The organism is Vibrio sp. 1978, assembly GCF_033344345.1.
Window position 1 is genome coordinate 36463 of record NZ_JAWPOP010000002.1, and the last position, 16555, is coordinate 53017.

Below are 16555 nucleotides of genomic sequence, written 5' to 3' on the forward strand. Positions count from 1 at the left end.
GAATACCCCAGGGTGCCGTTGAGGATTGTGGCCCTTGAACCAGCTGGTTCAAGGCGGATCAGCAATGACAACCGTAGGCTTCTCGGTGCATGCCGAGCTTGCTCAATAGTTACCAAATACTAACCCTTAGGTATTGCTTATCGGCTCAGGGACTTAAATCCTGCTGACGCACACCCCAGGGTAAATTTTGTATTTACTGCTGTCCTTGCGTAACTTTGCTTAGTGCGTTCTCTAAAGACGCGGTGAGCTTTTCCATTCGCTCAGTAATTTCTTGCTGTTGACCATTGGATTCGTATGACTTGGTGTGCAACTCATAGCAAATATTCAATGCAGCAAAGGTCAGCAGTTGGATTTCATTGGTTACCTTAGTACGTTCGCTCATTTCTTTCAATCGGCGATCAAGATCTTTTGCCGCTGCAACAAGAGACTCTTCTTGTCCTGTCGGACAATTCACACGTGTAAGTTTGCCTAATATTTCAACGTCGATCGCTTGATTGCTCATGATGAATAAACTCTATATTCGCGCTATCTAAGGTGTTGCTTCATACAACTACCGAGGAGCAAACTATAGGAAAACCGCTATTAAGATTCAAGCATTTCCCATCACAGAAAGAGAAATGATGACGAGATCACACAGGAATTGGGCAAATTGAACAAATGCTGTCCAAAATTGAATTTGATAGCCGTTTCAGACCACTAACCTTGATGGTAGGATATACCAATACATTATTACGCAAGAATGAGCCAAGTTATGAGTGAAATCACCCTTCCTGAATACCAATCTATTGCTGCTGAACTGCAATCGGCAAGCCTGGCTGTGACACCGGCGGAGTTACATGGCTTATTTGTTGGCATGTTAAGTGGTGGATTGGCGATCAATGATCAAACTTGGCAGCCGATTCTTTTTGACTACACCAATGATGGGATGGGGTGGCCCTCGACAGCACTCACTTTTGCTCAGAGCATATTCAACGTTACTGTTAATGAGCTTACTGGCACATCAATGGAGCTGTCTTTACTATTGCCAGATGAGCCGGGCGAAGAAGGCTTATTCGCATTAGCCGACAGTGTGTCCGACTTTGTAAACCACTTTATTTCTGGGCTAGGTCTAGCAGGCGTTGCGCTTAACAAAGCATCTGATGACGCTAAAGAAGCACTGGCTGATCTAGAAGAGATTGCCAAATTAGGCATTGATGAAGATGACGATCTTGGTGAACAAGCGCAATTGCTAGAGCAAGTGATTGAGCACATCAAAGCTTGCGTACTAACGATTCATGCTGAATTTGGTGTTCGTCCTGAAAGCAGCGACAAAAAACCTACTATTCACTAATCGTAGACCGTCCAGAGGTTAGTATGAAGCAATATGATGTAGTCATTGCTGGTGGTGCCATGGCTGGTACAACGTTAGCATTGGCGATTGACCATTTGTCTCAGGGAAAGCTCCGCATTGCCGTCGTTGAGCCTTTTAAAGCACAATCAGATATGCACCCTGGTTTTGACTCTCGCTCAATCGCATTGTCTTACGGTACTGTCAATCTGTTGCGTCAACTACAGCTCTGGACGTCAGTAGAACCGTTTGTCACACCCATTGAACATATCCACGTTTCTGACCGTTCTCATGCTGGGATGACGGAGATTACCAAGCAAGAGGTTGGGGTTGAAGCTCTAGGGTATGTTGTAGAATTAGCCGATGTTGGGCGTGTATATCAAGAATTATTAGACAGTAGCGAGTCAATTACGCTGTTTTGTCCTGACTCCGTTACCGATATCGAGCGCGAGCAAAACTGTACCCATGTGACGTTGAAAAGTGGTGAGCAACTTGAAGCAAAACTGCTGGTGGCTGCAGATGGTGCTGTTTCGACCTGTTGTCAGAAAATTGGTCTAGAACTTTCTGAGCAAGATTTTGAACAAGCGGCTGTCATTGCCAATATTGTGACTCAAGAACCTCATCAAGGTAGAGCCTTTGAACGTTTTACTGAGAATGGCCCAGTTGCTTTATTGCCAATGAGTGACAATCGAATGTCCTTAGTTTGGTGTTTGCACCCTGAAGAAGCCCAAGCCGTTCTTGAGTTATCTGATCAAGCATTTCTCCAGCGTTTACAGAACGATTTTGGTTGGCGTTTAGGCGCGATGAAAAAAGTGGGGCGCCGTGCAAGTTACCCATTGCTTCTTCGCCATCGAAAGCAAAATATTTCACATCGCTTTGCGATTGTTGGAAATGCGGCGCAAACGCTGCACCCGATAGCTGGACAAGGCTTTAATCTCGGTATTCGCGATGTAGTCTCACTAGCAGAAGAAATTGTGCAGCAAAGTGAGGATGTGGGTCTTTATCAAGGCCTGATGCGCTTTAGTCAACGTAGAGAAGCAGATCGAAGCGAAACTATTTGGCTAACCAGTGCCTTAGTGCATGTTTTTTCAAATGATTTACCCGCGATGCGAATTGGCCGAAATACTGCCTTAGCAGCGATGGATAACCTTTCTATTTTTAAGCAGCCGCTACTATGCCATACACTTGGCTTGGTAAAACGATGAACGGCCGCACTGAATTAGGTAATAAAAAGCAATGATGCAAAGTGTAGATATCGCCATCATCGGCGGAGGGATGGTTGGGTTGGCACTTGCTGCCGCGTTCAAAGACAGTGATCTGCGTGTCGCCGTTATTGAAGGTAAAGTGCCAGATGATTCGTTGAAAGAATTACCCGATGTTCGTGTGTCTGCGCTGAGCCGCTCTAGTGAGACGATTTTGCGTAAACTTGGTGCTTGGCAGGGCATAGAACAGCGCCGAGCTTCACCTTACCATGGCATGGAAGTATGGGAACAAGATAGCTTTGCCAGCATTGAATTTAATGCACAAAGTATGGCACAACCTGATTTAGGGCATATTGTTGAGAATCGTGTGATTCAACTTGCGCTGCTTGAACAAGTCCAAAAGCTCGATAACGTCACTATGTTTATGCCTGCACGTTGCGCGACTCTCGCGGTCGGTGAGCAAGAAAGCTGGCTGACGCTCGATAATGGCCAAGCCATGACCGCTAAATTAGTGGTCGGAGCCGATGGGGCGAATTCGTGGCTTCGCCATCAAATGGATATTCCATTAACGCATTGGGACTATGGTCATCATGCTTTGGTCGCGAATGTCAAAACTGCTATGCCACACAACAGCATTGCGCGCCAGATATTTACTCCTCACGGACCGTTGGCATTTTTGCCAATGTCGCAACCAGATATGTGCTCTATTGTTTGGTCCACGGAGCCAAATCGAGCAGAGCAGTTAGTGGCGATGAGTGAACATGATTTCAATAAAGCGTTGACGAGTGAGTTTGATGCTCGACTTGGTCTATGTGAAGTAGTGGGAGAGCGTGCTGCGTTTCCTTTGAAAATGCGCTATGCGCGAGATTTTGTTGTCGAGCGAGTCGCGCTGGTTGGTGATGCGGCCCATACCATTCACCCATTAGCGGGGCAGGGTGTGAATTTAGGTTTATTAGATGCCGCCAGTCTTGCTCAAGAAGTATTAGCACTTTGGAAGCAGGGACAAGATATCGGCAGTAAACGCAACCTAAGAAGCTACGAGCGTTGGCGAAAAGCGGAAGCGGCAAAGATGATCGCTACTATGCAAGGGTTTCGAGATTTGTTCTCTGGCGAGAACCCTGCTAAGAAGCTTGTTCGTGGCATTGGCTTGAGTTTAGCGGGGCAACTGCCGGGAGCGAAAGATGAGATCATGAAGCGCGCGCTTGGTTTAAAGGGACACTTGCCGGATCTCGCGCGTCAGTAAGTGCAAAGCGAACTTCAAATACACAAAAGGCTGGTTAATCCAGCCTTTGTTTTATCAACATTTTGCTAAGCATATGCGCATCGGAGTTTCATTATTTCTTGATTGATCTCTTTGACCGCTCGGAAATGGCGTTGCTCTGCTTTCTCCGGCAGTATTAACTTACCGTTATCAAACTCGAATCTACCGACCCCGTAAATATAAATTCTTCCTTTAAAAAGACGACTTATATGTTTAGCAATCATACTTGGTGTATAGCGCTTAAACAGTCTCATATTTACTTTCCTTTTATCTAACCTAGCCTAGGTATTCTACGTTCTGGACGCGAAAATTATTGTGACAGCAATAGTATTAAATACAGATGTAGGGTGTTGCGTCAGAGAATTGTGTTGTCTTAGACAATTTGACAGTGTCATCTCTTAAATAGCGTGAGGATTACCCCAAAAATAACCTCTCTAAAGGAACCCTTACGCCAATACACTCCTTTTTACGTGACGCATTAAGCAATAGTTTTGTTACAGAATTAAGAATAGAACGAAAACGGTTGTTTGCTAGTTGTTTCTATTAAGGTCGTGCTTCGCGTAACACACTTTACGTTCTAACGATTAGAGGAAATGAAAGAGAAAAAGTTCCACGTAAAAAAAAGCCCGCTTCAGCGGGCGAATAGTCACAGATGCATTACACAAAAGTGGATAACTAACTGCATGAATGCTGTCACTCAGCTAGCTGACTCACTTTATATTGGTTAAGTGCTTGTTTGAAACTTAACCAACAAATTCAGCATATACGAGTTTTATCTTTGTGACTATTTATGTTTTATATGTGATTAAAAATTCTCATGTCTATTTTTGTAGATATGAGCGAGATCACGCAGTGATAGAAACACTACGTGTCATTACATTGTTTTTAGACGATTAACGACAGATCTCAGCTACGGTCGGCTGGCACAATTGGATAAGATCTTGAATAGAAAGCGCCAGCCCAGCCATTCGATCGCCACTGCTGATCGTGACTTCCTGTTCTTCTAGTAAGCTGGGGTCGAACACGATTGGCATATGACGTTTGAGTAACAGAGGAGTGACAGTACCAACTTTGTAACCAGTGATGGACTCAACATCGGCTTGATCAACACAAGTCATCCGGCGACATTTCAGTAACGAGCGCACTTTTTTGGGATCAACGCTACGATCACCTGGTGCACAGGCGAGTGCATATTGATTACCCATGTCTCGTAGCAAGATTGCTTTCACCATTTGAGAAGGGCGAATGCCGCGTTGGTGCGCGGCATCCTCAATGGTGGTTGATGGTCTTTGATGCGGTAACAGACGAAACGGAATGTGTTGGTCTGTGAGAAATTGCATCAAAGGAGTATTGATTGTATTACTCATCATCAAGACTGTAAGGCAGTGATTCGATTGTCCATTCACATTCTGGTTGCGCAACTAAACGAAGACGAGTGTCTTCATCGAGATTATTAGGCAGTACGATCAGGCCAATCGCGTGATTGTCACTGAACTGGTAGTGATTTAATAAAGCACCTACTGAACGCCAGTTTTCACCTACGCTGCGTTCGAGCTCAATTGGTTCGTCACTGAATGGAGCAGAAGTTGCACCTTTTACGATATACATCGCACGTTTATTGGTACCGCGATACTTCGCTCGTGCTACCGTTTCTTGTCCCGTGTAGCAGCCCTTTGTGAAGCTTATGCCTCCTAAAGCTTGCACGTTGAGTGCTTGTGGAATGTGAGCATTCTGCGCGGATGCAGAGACAAATGGTAAACCTGCCTCAATATCGAAACGATTCCAAAGCTCATTTGTCGTAAAGACAGCGTCGGTAGTTTCAACGATTTGCTGTGCTTCTGGCGCACTTAATATCAGTAACCAGCGATCTTGTGCAACTTGCACTGCTGTGCCACCGTCAACTGCGCGAACGCTGCCAGTTGTCTTGCTCATTGTTGAAATGAATTCGTCGGCTTTGACGCCAGCAACACCTAAGATAACGTCATCAGAAGCTTCAATCGTTACTTTAGAGAAAATGGCGTATTTCTTTATTTCATTAAGTTCTACGTCAATCGCCGATTTTGGTTGGATCATGCCGTAGCCATCATGATGATGGAAAAGGCGGAACACGCTCCACACTTTGCCTTTTGCATCACAATGTGCGCCCAGTGTTGATTGGTCTTGTTCTAAAGAAACAACATCGCAGGTAACCTGACCTTGTAAGTATGATTTTTTATCATCACCGATCATGGTGATCATGCCGAAGTTATCCAGCAGTGAGATAGATAACTCTGGAAGCGCGTCTTGAGTTGAGAGAGGTAATGCTGAAAAACGAGTTTGCCATTCCATAATTACAATGCCTTTTGAAGATATTTTTCCGCTATGTTATACCCAAATAACCTTGAGATACTAGGGGAGCGATTTACGAATCAACATTTGTCTGCTTTCACTATCGTATTGTGACCCGCACACTAGTGACGTAGCACATCCCTTGTTACACTCCGCACTAACAACAAGACATCTATGAAGGAATAGTGAATGTACACTCCGGAAGAAAAAGCGCGTATTAAATGGGCTTGTCGTCGAGGCATGCTTGAGCTTGACGTAGTAATTATGCCGTTTTTTGAAGAGTGCTTTGATACTCTGAGTGAACAAGAGCAGCGTGACTTTGTTTCTTTACTTGAATGCGATGATCCTGATCTGTTTACTTGGGTAATGGGGCATGGCCGTAGCGAAAATTTAGGTCATGCAGCAATGGTTGATAAAATTGTCGCCCATAACCTCAGCAAAGTTCGTTAATTTTACTGCTTCTCCCTCTCTGACTGCCCGAGTCCTCAATGTTGTACTTTTCTTATTGATGACTTGGGCTGTTATCTTCTCTAGCATTCCGCTCGTATTATCGACTTATTTGTTATTACTGATTGTTAAGGCTCTCTCAAGCCAAGGCCTTGTTCAACCTACAAGTCATGGGCATTGGTATGTGCACTGCGATGGCTCGGTTAGGTTTGATGCCCTTGAGTGTGGCGAATGCTCGGAAGATATTGAGTCCGAAAAGGGTCATTTACAGCGAGTCGATACATCGGCATCACCATTCAAGATAACATTCCAATTGCAATCTGGCCGTGTTGTTACGATTTGGCGTGATAGCTGTGACGATGAGCAGTATCGTCAACTATCTTTGGTATTACGCCAATGGGAAATGAAACAGGGAGCTAATGCTCCCTGCTGATGTAATAGTTTACTTGGTAAAGTTAAAGCTGTTTAGCTGGAACCAAAATCGTTGGGCCGCTGTTTTCCAGTTGGTTCGGATAGTCAAGCGTGTAGTGCAAACCTCGACTCTCTTTACGCTGCATCGCACAACGAACCATCAACTCTGCTACTTGTAAAAGGTTACGCAGTTCTAATAAGTTGTTCGACACTCGGAAATTGCTGTAGTACTCGTGTGTTTCTTGTTGCAACAGTTGGATACGGCGTAAGGCGCGCTCTAAACGCTTGTCAGTTCGCACAATGCCCATGTAGTCCCACATAAACAGACGAAGCTCGTGCCAGTTGTGCTGAATGATCACTTCTTCATCACTATTGGTTACTTTGCTTTCATCCCAACATGGCACCTGTGAAGGTAGCTCAACGTTAGTGTGATGTTTTAGAATATCTTTTGCCGCAGACCAAGCATAAACCACGCATTCGAGAAGTGAGTTTGATGCCATGCGGTTAGCACCATGCAGCCCGGTGTAGCTAACTTCACCAATCGCATACAAATTTTTCAGATCGGTGCAGCCATTTCTATCCACCATGACACCGCCACAAGTGTAGTGTGCAGCAGGTACGATTGGGATTGGCTCTTTAGTCATGTCAATGCCCAAGTCCATCAAACGTGAATAAATGGTTGGGAAGTGTTTCGTAATAAAGTCAGCAGGCTTATGGCTGATGTCGAGATACATACAGTCGGCACCTAAACGCTTCATTTCGAAGTCGATAGCACGAGCCACGACGTCACGCGGAGCAAGCTCTTTACGTTCATCGAAATCCGGCATAAAGCGAGAGCCATCTGGACGACGCAGGTAAGCACCTTCGCCACGCAACGCTTCAGTCAGCAAGAAGTTACGTGCTTCTGGGTGATATAAACACGTAGGGTGGAACTGGTTAAATTCCATATTCGCCACACGACACCCTGCACGCCAAGCAATCGCAATACCATCACCAGACGACACATCTGGGTTAGAGGTGTATTGATAAACCTTTGAAGCACCACCTGTAGCGAGAACCACAAATTTGGCTCGCACGGTTTCGACATGCTCTTCGTTGCGGTTCCAAATATAAGCACCGATAACTTTGTTTTTATCACCGCCAATTTTGTCTTCGGTGATTAAGTCCAGAGCATTGTGACGTTCGAGAACATGAATGTTTGGATGGTTATGAGCGTTATCTTGCAGGGAGGTTTGCATCGCCATACCTGTCGCATCTGCCGCGTGAAGAATACGACGACGGCTATGACCACCTTCACGAGTTAAGTGGTAGCGAGGTTCATCGTCAGAGTCATCTTCTTCACGATCAAATGGGACACCACCGTCAATCAACCACTGTACACACTCTTTTGAATGCTCAGCAATGAACCTTACGGTCTCCTCATCGCAAATACCATCCCCGGCGATTTGCGTGTCTTCAACGTGTGAATCAATGGTGTCTGACTCATCAAATACGGCAGCGATACCGCCTTGAGCATAGTAGGTTGCCCCTTCGCTGCGTGGTCCTTTACTCAGCACCATCACCTTACAGTGGTTAGCAACGCGCAAAGCCAACGACAAACCTGCCGCGCCACTCCCTACCACTAATACATCACACTCATGTTCACGATTTGTGTTCATATAACTTTTATAATCCCAAGCTAAGGTAACAAAGTTACCTTGTGTATTATTTGCACACCATGTGCATTCCATTATCGCGACATCTGTCGCTAAGGGCTAAGTTGGGAGACCTATCGACGTCCGTGTTACGGCGGTGACTGAGCCACTCTTCTTTTTCATGCAGAGCATGAGCATGCTTCCTAAGTTATAATTTGTAACGCGGTGTTCAGATAGCCATTAGCCATGCAAATGAAAAGTAATAGTTTGTCAATGCCATTGCTTTTCCATGCCCGACCCAGCACAATCTGGGACAGAGATCATTCATTATACCCATTTCCCTCCAAGATGCTCGCTTGTCAAACTTAGACTAAAGTCAGGCAGCGGTGGTCATTTGGGTACAGACATCACATTGTGAAAAAACAATGACAAAAAACTTGAGAAACCATGGAACTTTCTCATTCACGTTAGGGTCACAATAGTGCTCAAGTAAGCAGTGGTGTCAATACTACGTTTTGCATAATTAGTACCCATATCTGAGAAGAGTAGGGGCATAACAAATAGGAGTATCCGCTCGAATGAACGAGCAGCTGACCGATCAAGTATTGATTGAGCGAGTTCAGAATGGCGATAAGCAAGCATTCAACCTGTTGGTAACAAAGTACCAGAATAAGGTATGTAATCTTATTTCCAGATACGTTAGTAATCCTGGCGATGTACCAGATGTAGCACAAGAAGCGTTTATTAAAGCTTACCGAGCTATCCCTAGCTTTCGTGGGGAAAGTGCGTTTTATACGTGGCTGTATCGCATTGCAGTGAATACTGCGAAAAATCACATTGTTGCTCAAGGGCGTAGACCTCCAGCGACAGATGTCGATGCTGAAGATGCTGAATTTTACGAAACAGGTAGTGCACTTAAAGAAATATCGAACCCTGAGAACTTAACGTTGTCCAAAGAATTGCAACGGGTGGTGTTCAGTGCAATCGAAGCTTTACCTGAAGATTTAAAAACCGCAATGACATTACGAGAGCTCGATGGCTTGAGTTATGAAGAAATTGCAGAAGTGATGGATTGCCCGGTAGGAACGGTACGATCGCGTATCTTCCGTGCTCGTGAGGCGGTGGAAAAGAAAATCAGACCTCTTTTGCAACGCTAGTACAAGTAATAACTATGGTGAAAATAATGGCTGACAAAGAAAAACTTTCAGCTCTCATGGATGGAGAATTGGTCGATAAGGCTTTAATTCAAGAGTTAGAGCAAGACCAAGAGAGCCGTGATGCTTGGCAGAACTATCACCTGATTGGTGATGTGATGCGAGGTGAAGCGCCAGCAAAACCTGAGTGGAATATTGCTGAAAGCGTGGCGTTAGCGTTAGAAGATGAACCTGCACACCGTGCGTTTGATTCGCACAGTGCAAATGTTATCTCAATTGCGGATACGCCAAAAGAGTCGCAACCAGAACCGCAAAAAGCAAAACGTCAGTTGCCAGGTTGGTTGACGCAGTTTGGTCAAGTTGCTGTTGCTGCATGTGTATCGCTTGTTGTTATTTTAGGTGTACAGCAGTACGGTGGTAGCGATTCAATGTCGCCGCAAACAGATCAATTACCTGTATTGCAGACGGTTCCGTTTGCTGGCAGCGCAGAACCAGTGAGTTTGACTCGTGAGTCTGTAGAACGTTCTGTAGGCGAGGCAAATATGCAAGAGCAGCGCAAGCGTGTTCATGCTATGCTGCGAGACTACGAATTGCAGTTACGAATTAACAGTGATGCATCTCAACAAGATGCAAATCTGAATCCGGATATTGAATGAAAAAATTTCTGATCAGCGCTTGCGCTCTGTTCAGTATGATGTCTTCTCAAGCCTTTGCTGGTGATAAGCCAGCGGAGGCTTTATTGCATCAAATGAGCGAGGCGAGTAAGAATTTAAGTTACGAACTCTCTTATATCCTTATCAAAAAGAACAGCATTGAGCCGTTGCTGTATCGTCATGCCACGCATGGTGACGATCAATATGCTCACCTTGTCTACTTAAGTGGCCCCGTGCGTGAAGTGATTCGTCGCGGAACTGAAGTAAGTTACATCGAAACGGGTTTAGAACCGTTCACCATCGAGTCAGGTAAAATGGTCGCTCCGACTATGCCTATGCTCAACACCAATATCGATGAGCTAAACTTGTATTACGACTATGTAAAAGTGGGTAGAGCTCGTGAAGCTGGTGTGGCAACACAAGTGCTGCGTATTGTTCCTAAAGACGGTCTGCGCTATTCATACGTACTATGGATCGATGAGAAGAGTAAATTGCCGTTACGTGCCGACCTTGTGGACCGCGATGGTGAGATGCTTGAACAATATCGCACTATTTCTTACACGGTAAATCCAAAAATCGCAGAGTTAATGAGTGGCCTGCAAGATGTTCAATTACCTGCTGTTCTCACCATGCCAAAAGGCGATATTGGGACCAGTAATTGGCAGGTTGGTTGGATCCCTGAGGGTTTCGAGCCGAACGAGCTCAACCGCTATCGAATGGCCGTTACTAATCAAATGGTGGAGAGCCAGCTGTATTCTGATGGTCTGTTTAGCTTCTCTGTTTACGTGGCAAACAAAGATGAGCATTCGTTAAAAGGGCAGTTGGTTCGCCAAGGCAGAAGAACGCTACACAGTTTTGTGAGCGGTCAACATGAAATCTCTGTTGTAGGAGACATTCCACCGACCACAGCACAGCGTATAGCCCAATCTGTCACATTTAATGTAACAAAGAGTAAATAACAATGATGACCGCGTTGGCTACCGTGACAGACGTGCATCGTCGCGGCAAGCAATACGAAATTGATTTAAGTTGCGAACAGCAGACCAGTTGCAGTAGTTGCTCTTCACAGAAAAGCTGTGGAACGGGCGTTGTTACTAAAGCCATTGGTAACAAGAGTTTATCTTGGCACCTGCGCACGGATAAATCGGTGAAAATAGGTCAAGTCGTCGAGATTGGTTTTCCTGAGTCGAGCCTAATAAAATCAGCAATGGCGGTTTATTTACTGCCATTGTTTGGTTTGATTATCGGTGCGATGTTTGGTCACTTCCTATTAGCGCCGCTGACAGCCGGCGGGGAAGGCATCATCATATTGGCATCGGTATTGTTTGCCGCTGGTGGAATGTGGATCGCAAAACGTGTTTCTCGTCCTTTAGAAGATGAATCCAAGCGCCAAGTTACCCTCGTTCGGGTACTTGGAGAGCCAATCCAGTAAGTGCTGTCCCCCTCCACTAAAGGTTATTTGGGTATGTACTTTAAATTACGTGCGCCCGTTAACGAAATTCGGTAGAATCTGCCAACTTGATTGAAATGCCGTCAGTAGATGGCGTTTCTTACTGTCCCTATTTGTAAAGAGTTAGTCACCCTAAATCTATGAAGCACATTCGTAACTTTTCGATTATCGCCCACATCGACCATGGTAAGTCGACCCTATCAGACCGTCTAATCCAAGTTTGTGGCGGGTTAACCGATCGTGAAATGGCCGCACAGGTTCTGGATTCTATGGATCTTGAACGTGAGCGTGGCATCACCATCAAATCTCAGAGTGTGACGCTAAACTACACCGCTAAAGACGGTGAGACGTATCAGCTGAACTTCATCGATACTCCGGGGCACGTTGACTTTGCATATGAAGTATCACGTTCTCTAGCGGCTTGTGAAGGTGCGCTATTGGTTGTGGATGCGGGTCAAGGTGTTGAAGCTCAAACACTGGCTAACTGTTACACCGCGATCGAAATGGATCTAGAGGTTGTGCCAATCTTGAACAAGATTGACCTACCAGCAGCCGATCCTGAGCGTGTAGCGGAAGAAATTGAAGAAATCGTTGGTATCGATGCAATGGAAGCAACCCGCTGTTCTGCGAAGACAGGCATCGGTGTTGATGACGTTCTAGAGAACATTGTGTCAGCGATCCCTGCTCCGGAAGGTGATCCAGATGCGCCACTACAAGCGCTGATCATTGACTCATGGTTTGATAACTACCTTGGCGTTGTTTCTCTAGTGCGTATTAAAAACGGCGAACTGAAGAAGAACGATAAGATCAAAGTGATGAGTACGGGCCAAGTTTGGGGTGTAGACCGCCTTGGTATCTTTACGCCAAAACAAGTAGATACCGATACCCTTCGTACTGGTGAAGTAGGTTGGGTTGTTTGTGGTATCAAAGACATTCTTGGTGCCCCTGTTGGTGATACGCTGACTCTAGCGAAGAATGGTTGTGATAAACCGCTACCTGGCTTTAAGAAAGTTAAACCTCAGGTTTACGCAGGTCTGTTCCCTGTATCTTCCGACGATTACGAAAACTTCCGTGACGCACTAGGCAAACTAAGCCTCAACGACGCATCGCTATTCTACGAGCCAGAAAACTCTGCGGCACTTGGCTTTGGTTTCCGTTGTGGTTTCCTTGGCATGTTGCACATGGAAATCATCCAAGAGCGTCTAGAGCGTGAATACGACTTGGATCTTATTACCACAGCACCAACGGTAGTTTACGAAGTTGAGAAGACGGATGGCGATCTGCTGTATGTTGATAGCCCAGCAAAACTACCAGCGATCAATGACATTGAAGAAATTCGTGAACCGATTGCGCGTTGTAACATCCTTGTGCCTTCAGAGTACCTAGGTAACGTAATCACACTGTGTGTTGAAAAGCGAGGCAGTCAAGTTGATATGGTTTACCACGGTAACCAAGTCGCTGTGACTTACGATATTCCAATGGCTGAAGTGGTACTGGATTTCTTCGATCGTCTGAAATCAACATCACGCGGTTACGCATCTTTGGATTACAACTTCCAGCGTTTTGAAGCTTCGAACATGGTACGTGTAGACGTTCTTCTTAACGGTGACACTGTTGATGCATTGGCGATGATCACACACAAAGATCAGTCTCAGACTCGCGGTCGTCAGTTGGTAGAGAAGATGAAAGAATTCATCCCTCGCCAAATGTTTGATATCGCAATCCAAGCGGCAATTGGTAACCACATTATCGCTCGTTCAACGGTAAAACAGTTGCGTAAGAACGTTATTGCGAAATGTTACGGCGGTGACGTAAGTCGTAAGAAGAAACTTCTGAAGAAACAGAAAGAAGGTAAGAAACGCATGAAGCAGATCGGTAACGTTGAGCTGCCTCAAGAAGCGTTCCTAGCCATCCTTCACGTAGGTAAAGACTAAAGTTGAACTTTGTCTCACACTTGTCGGTCTTAAGACGTTAGATATTAAAATAAGTGAAAGGGTTTCGGCTCTTTCACTTTCGTATTTTTAGATAAGGGAATTTAATGGCGAATACATTCTCACTGATGTTGGTTATTGCGACTTTGGTAACTGGCGTGGTTTGGCTATTGGAAAAGCTGGTTTTCGCGAAAAAGCGTCAGGAAAAACTGGCTGAGATTCAAGCTCAGACGTCTAATGGTTTGGATGCAGTGACCTTGCAAAAAGTTGAGCGTCAGCCTTGGTGGGTTGAAAATAGCGTCTCTATTTTCCCTGTGATCGCGTTCGTTTTAGTATTACGTTCTTTTATCTACGAACCATTTCAAATCCCATCAGGCTCAATGATGCCTACCTTGCTGGTTGGCGATTTCATTTTAGTTGAGAAGTACGCGTACGGTCTAAAAGACCCAGTATGGCGTACTCAGCTAGTGGAAACTGGTAAGCCTGAGCGTGGTGATATCGTGGTCTTCAAATACCCACCACAACCAAGTGTGGACTACATTAAGCGTGTAGTTGGTTTACCTGGTGATATCGTGCGTTATTCAAGTGATAAGCAGCTTTGCGTGCAAAGCCAAGGCGAATCGGCATGTAAGCCAGTTAAACTGAGCAATGTTGAAGAAAGTCAGTTTAGCTCGAACGGTATTCCAATGATCCAACTGGATGAAAAATTGGGTAACGTTGAGCACAATATTTTGGTTAACCCTCTTGTGCGTAACCGCGTGGAGCAATATTTCCCACGCAGCGGCACGACAGAGTGGGTTGTACCACAAGGTCAGTATTTTGTGATGGGTGATAACCGTGACAACAGTGCTGACAGCCGTTACTGGGGCTTTGTTCCAGAAGCAAACTTAGTCGGTAAAGCTGTCGCGATCTGGATCAGCTTCGAGTTTGATCGTGGCGCAGATAGTGTTCTACCTTCATGGATTCCAACTGGTGTGCGTTTTAACCGCATCGGTGGCATTCACTAACCATTCAAATATCGAGAGAGTATGAATTCTCCAATTGATAAACTAGAGAGAAAGCTCGGCTACCAGTTTCAAGATGCCGGGCTTATCAATTTGGCGCTGACGCACCGCAGCGCCAACAGTAAGCACAATGAACGTCTTGAGTTTCTGGGCGATTCAATTTTAAGTTTTGTCATCGCTGATGATCTGTACCATCGTTTCCCAAAAGTGAACGAAGGTGACATGAGCCGCATGCGTGCTACTTTGGTTCGCGGACATACATTGGCGGAACTGGGTCGTGAATTCGATCTAGGAGATTATTTAAAATTAGGTCCAGGTGAATTGAAGAGTGGCGGTTTTCGCCGAGACTCTATTTTAGCCGATGCGGTTGAAGCCATTATTGGCGCAATTTACCTAGACAGTGATCTTGAAGTTGTGCGAGGCATTGTACTGAGTTGGTATCAGTCACGCCTTGAAGCCATTAAACCAGGCGTTTCACAGAAAGATCCGAAAACTCGCCTACAAGAGTTCCTACAAGGCAGAAGAAAACCGCTGCCTGTCTACACAGTGACTAATATTAAAGGTGAAGCGCACAACCAAGAGTTCACGGTTGAGTGCGAAGTAGCAGGTGTGGATAAGCCTGTAATCGGTAAAGGCACCAGCCGCCGCAAGGCAGAACAAGCGGCTGCTGAAACAGCACTTGAGCAATTAACAAATGGCTGATAACGAATTCGATATCGATGCGTTTTTCGCATCACAAGGTGAGCCAAGCTCGCCAGAAAACCAACACTGTGGCTTTATTGCTATTGTTGGTCGTCCAAACGTAGGTAAGTCGACACTTTTGAACAAGATTTTGGGTCAGAAGATTTCGATCACCTCTCGTAAGCCGCAAACGACACGCCACCGTATTATGGGTGTGGATACGGACGGCGATTACCAAGCGATTTACGTCGACACGCCTGGACTTCACATTGAAGAAAAGCGTGCGATCAACCGTTTGATGAACCGTGCAGCTAACTCGTCATTGAGTGATGTAAACCTTGTGTTCTTCTTAGTCGATGGTACGCATTGGACTAAAGACGATGAGATGGTGCTGACCAAACTTCAAAAATCGAACTTCCCAGTTGTGCTTTGTGTAAACAAAGTCGACAACGTACAAGATCGTAACGACGTGATGCTACACATGGCGGAGATGTCGAAGAAGATGGACTTCGTGGATGTTGTGCCAATCTCTGCCAAGCAAGGTAAGAACATTGACGTACTGCGTAAGCACGTGCGTAATCACTTACCTAAAGCAACGCATCACTTCCCAGAAGAATACGTGACTGACCGTTCTCAGCGTTTTATGGCGTCTGAGATTGTGCGTGAAAAGCTGATGCGCTTTACTGGTGAAGAGCTGCCATACTCAGTAACGGTTGAAATTGAACGTTTTGATTACAACCCCGAAACCGACGGTTTCCACATCAATGCCTTGATTCTTGTTGAGCGTAATGGTCAGAAGAAAATGGTGATTGGCAAAGGCGGCGAGAAGATTAAAACCATTGGTCGCGAAGCGCGTTTGGATATGGAAGAATTGTTCGGTCGTAAAGTTTACCTAGAAACCTGGGTAAAAGTGAAATCTGGCTGGGCAGACGACGAACGAGCGTTGCGTTCGTTGGGTTATATAGACGATTTATAATCTTGGCTGCGAAGGTGCTTCGCTCCAACATCGATGAAAAATCAGTATCGATTAAAATAAGGAGCCGCTCGGCTCCTTATTTTTTATTTCACACTT

Annotated in this window: 18 protein-coding genes and 1 other RNA gene; 13 read left to right on the forward strand and 6 right to left on the reverse strand. The window is 45.4% G+C overall.

What is annotated here, in order from left to right:
• Both ssrS and R8N49_RS02165 read right to left on the reverse strand, forming a co-directional pair.
• A non-coding RNA gene (gene ssrS, locus R8N49_RS02160) (6S RNA) lies at positions 1-185 on the reverse strand.
• An 8-nt stretch (positions 186-193) separates the two neighbouring features.
• Positions 194-502, reverse strand: a complete 309-nt coding sequence (locus R8N49_RS02165) for a cell division protein ZapA (protein ID WP_005384553.1) — start codon at positions 500-502, stop codon at positions 194-196.
• 249 nt (positions 503-751) lie between these two features.
• On the opposite strand from R8N49_RS02165, the gene R8N49_RS02170 reads away from it, so the two are divergent.
• Genes R8N49_RS02170 through R8N49_RS02180 form a run of 3 tightly spaced genes read left to right on the forward strand, consistent with a single transcriptional unit; the run spans position 752 to position 3772 of the window.
• Positions 752-1330: a YecA family protein gene (locus R8N49_RS02170; RefSeq protein ID WP_005380976.1), complete on the forward strand. Its 579-nt coding sequence runs from the start codon at positions 752-754 to the stop codon at positions 1328-1330.
• Between the two features lie 23 nt (positions 1331-1353).
• Positions 1354-2532, forward strand: coding sequence for a 2-octaprenyl-6-methoxyphenyl hydroxylase (gene ubiH, locus R8N49_RS02175; protein ID WP_258489198.1), 1179 nt, complete (start codon positions 1354-1356; stop codon positions 2530-2532).
• Between the two features lie 31 nt (positions 2533-2563).
• Entirely contained in the window at positions 2564-3772 is a 1209-nt protein-coding gene (locus R8N49_RS02180) for an FAD-dependent 2-octaprenylphenol hydroxylase (RefSeq protein ID WP_033907445.1), read from the forward strand.
• A gap of 65 nt (positions 3773-3837) precedes the next feature.
• Here the strand turns inward: R8N49_RS02180 and R8N49_RS02185 are convergent, their stop codons facing one another.
• The 3 genes from R8N49_RS02185 to ygfZ form a co-directional block, all read right to left on the reverse strand.
• Entirely contained in the window at positions 3838-4044 is a 207-nt protein-coding gene (locus R8N49_RS02185; RefSeq protein ID WP_005380970.1) for a DUF1107 domain-containing protein, read from the reverse strand.
• A 639-nt stretch (positions 4045-4683) separates the two neighbouring features.
• Entirely contained in the window at positions 4684-5157 is a 474-nt protein-coding gene (locus tag R8N49_RS02190; protein ID WP_021707783.1) for an aminoacyl-tRNA deacylase, read from the reverse strand.
• On the reverse strand, positions 5150-6118 hold the full coding sequence (ygfZ, locus tag R8N49_RS02195) for a tRNA-modifying protein YgfZ (protein ID WP_005380959.1): 969 nt from the start codon (positions 6116-6118) through the stop codon (positions 5150-5152). Before ygfZ ends, R8N49_RS02190 begins: the two co-directional genes overlap by 8 nt.
• Positions 6119-6307: 189 nt before the next feature.
• On the opposite strand from ygfZ, the gene R8N49_RS02200 reads away from it, so the two are divergent.
• Positions 6308-6568: a succinate dehydrogenase assembly factor 2 gene (locus R8N49_RS02200; protein WP_005380951.1), complete on the forward strand. Its 261-nt coding sequence runs from the start codon at positions 6308-6310 to the stop codon at positions 6566-6568.
• On the forward strand, positions 6537-6998 hold the full coding sequence (locus R8N49_RS02205) for a protein YgfX (RefSeq protein WP_232284629.1): 462 nt from the start codon (positions 6537-6539) through the stop codon (positions 6996-6998). The genes R8N49_RS02200 and R8N49_RS02205 overlap by 32 nt, the downstream gene beginning before the upstream one ends.
• A gap of 22 nt (positions 6999-7020) precedes the next feature.
• Here R8N49_RS02205 and nadB read toward each other — a convergent pair whose 3' ends face one another.
• Positions 7021-8634, reverse strand: coding sequence for an L-aspartate oxidase (nadB, locus tag R8N49_RS02210; protein WP_005380947.1), 1614 nt, complete (start codon positions 8632-8634; stop codon positions 7021-7023).
• Between the two features lie 554 nt (positions 8635-9188).
• On the opposite strand from nadB, the gene rpoE reads away from it, so the two are divergent.
• The 8 genes from rpoE to era all read left to right on the forward strand — a co-directional run bounded on the left by rpoE (position 9189) and on the right by era (position 16459).
• On the forward strand, positions 9189-9767 hold the full coding sequence (gene rpoE / locus R8N49_RS02215; RefSeq protein ID WP_005380946.1) for an RNA polymerase sigma factor RpoE: 579 nt from the start codon (positions 9189-9191) through the stop codon (positions 9765-9767).
• Between the two features lie 26 nt (positions 9768-9793).
• Positions 9794-10420, forward strand: coding sequence for a sigma-E factor negative regulatory protein (locus R8N49_RS02220; protein ID WP_005380944.1), 627 nt, complete (start codon positions 9794-9796; stop codon positions 10418-10420).
• Entirely contained in the window at positions 10417-11376 is a 960-nt protein-coding gene (rseB, locus tag R8N49_RS02225; protein WP_005380941.1) for a sigma-E factor regulatory protein RseB, read from the forward strand. The genes R8N49_RS02220 and rseB overlap by 4 nt, the downstream gene beginning before the upstream one ends.
• A 2-nt stretch (positions 11377-11378) precedes the next feature.
• Positions 11379-11849: a SoxR reducing system RseC family protein gene (locus tag R8N49_RS02230; protein WP_005384575.1), complete on the forward strand. Its 471-nt coding sequence runs from the start codon at positions 11379-11381 to the stop codon at positions 11847-11849.
• Between the two features lie 158 nt (positions 11850-12007).
• Complete coding sequence (gene lepA / locus R8N49_RS02235; RefSeq protein WP_005380934.1) at positions 12008-13801, forward strand: translation elongation factor 4; 1794 nt, start codon at positions 12008-12010, stop codon at positions 13799-13801.
• A gap of 104 nt (positions 13802-13905) precedes the next feature.
• Positions 13906-14805: a signal peptidase I gene (gene lepB, locus R8N49_RS02240; protein WP_005380933.1), complete on the forward strand. Its 900-nt coding sequence runs from the start codon at positions 13906-13908 to the stop codon at positions 14803-14805.
• Between the two features lie 21 nt (positions 14806-14826).
• The gene (rnc, locus tag R8N49_RS02245) at positions 14827-15504 is read left to right on the forward strand and encodes a ribonuclease III (protein ID WP_005380932.1); all 678 of its coding nucleotides are present in this window, start codon (positions 14827-14829) and stop codon (positions 15502-15504) included.
• Positions 15497-16459 carry a GTPase Era gene (gene era / locus R8N49_RS02250; RefSeq protein ID WP_005380931.1) on the forward strand — a complete coding sequence of 321 codons (963 nt, stop codon included), beginning with the start codon at positions 15497-15499 and terminating at the stop codon, positions 16457-16459. Before rnc ends, era begins: the two co-directional genes overlap by 8 nt.
• Positions 16460-16555 lie beyond the last annotated feature (96 nt).

Excerpts from the sequence above, each read along its gene's own strand:
- R8N49_RS02165 (WP_005384553.1), bottom strand. The coding sequence starts at position 502 with ATGAGCAATCAAGCGATCGACGTTGAAATATTAGGCAAACTTACACGT.
- R8N49_RS02170 (WP_005380976.1), top strand. The coding sequence starts at position 752 with ATGAGTGAAATCACCCTTCCTGAATACCAATCTATTGCTGCTGAACTG.
- ubiH (WP_258489198.1), top strand. The coding sequence starts at position 1,354 with ATGAAGCAATATGATGTAGTCATTGCTGGTGGTGCCATGGCTGGTACA.
- R8N49_RS02180 (WP_033907445.1), top strand. The coding sequence starts at position 2,564 with ATGATGCAAAGTGTAGATATCGCCATCATCGGCGGAGGGATGGTTGGG.
- R8N49_RS02185 (WP_005380970.1), bottom strand. The coding sequence starts at position 4,044 with ATGAGACTGTTTAAGCGCTATACACCAAGTATGATTGCTAAACATATA.
- R8N49_RS02190 (WP_021707783.1), bottom strand. The coding sequence starts at position 5,157 with ATGAGTAATACAATCAATACTCCTTTGATGCAATTTCTCACAGACCAA.
- ygfZ (WP_005380959.1), bottom strand. The coding sequence starts at position 6,118 with ATGGAATGGCAAACTCGTTTTTCAGCATTACCTCTCTCAACTCAAGAC.
- R8N49_RS02200 (WP_005380951.1), top strand. The coding sequence starts at position 6,308 with ATGTACACTCCGGAAGAAAAAGCGCGTATTAAATGGGCTTGTCGTCGA.
- nadB (WP_005380947.1), bottom strand. The coding sequence starts at position 8,634 with ATGAACACAAATCGTGAACATGAGTGTGATGTATTAGTGGTAGGGAGT.
- rpoE (WP_005380946.1), top strand. The coding sequence starts at position 9,189 with ATGAACGAGCAGCTGACCGATCAAGTATTGATTGAGCGAGTTCAGAAT.
- R8N49_RS02220 (WP_005380944.1), top strand. The coding sequence starts at position 9,794 with ATGGCTGACAAAGAAAAACTTTCAGCTCTCATGGATGGAGAATTGGTC.
- rseB (WP_005380941.1), top strand. The coding sequence starts at position 10,417 with ATGAAAAAATTTCTGATCAGCGCTTGCGCTCTGTTCAGTATGATGTCT.
- R8N49_RS02230 (WP_005384575.1), top strand. The coding sequence starts at position 11,379 with ATGATGACCGCGTTGGCTACCGTGACAGACGTGCATCGTCGCGGCAAG.
- lepA (WP_005380934.1), top strand. The coding sequence starts at position 12,008 with ATGAAGCACATTCGTAACTTTTCGATTATCGCCCACATCGACCATGGT.
- lepB (WP_005380933.1), top strand. The coding sequence starts at position 13,906 with ATGGCGAATACATTCTCACTGATGTTGGTTATTGCGACTTTGGTAACT.
- rnc (WP_005380932.1), top strand. The coding sequence starts at position 14,827 with ATGAATTCTCCAATTGATAAACTAGAGAGAAAGCTCGGCTACCAGTTT.
- era (WP_005380931.1), top strand. The coding sequence starts at position 15,497 with ATGGCTGATAACGAATTCGATATCGATGCGTTTTTCGCATCACAAGGT.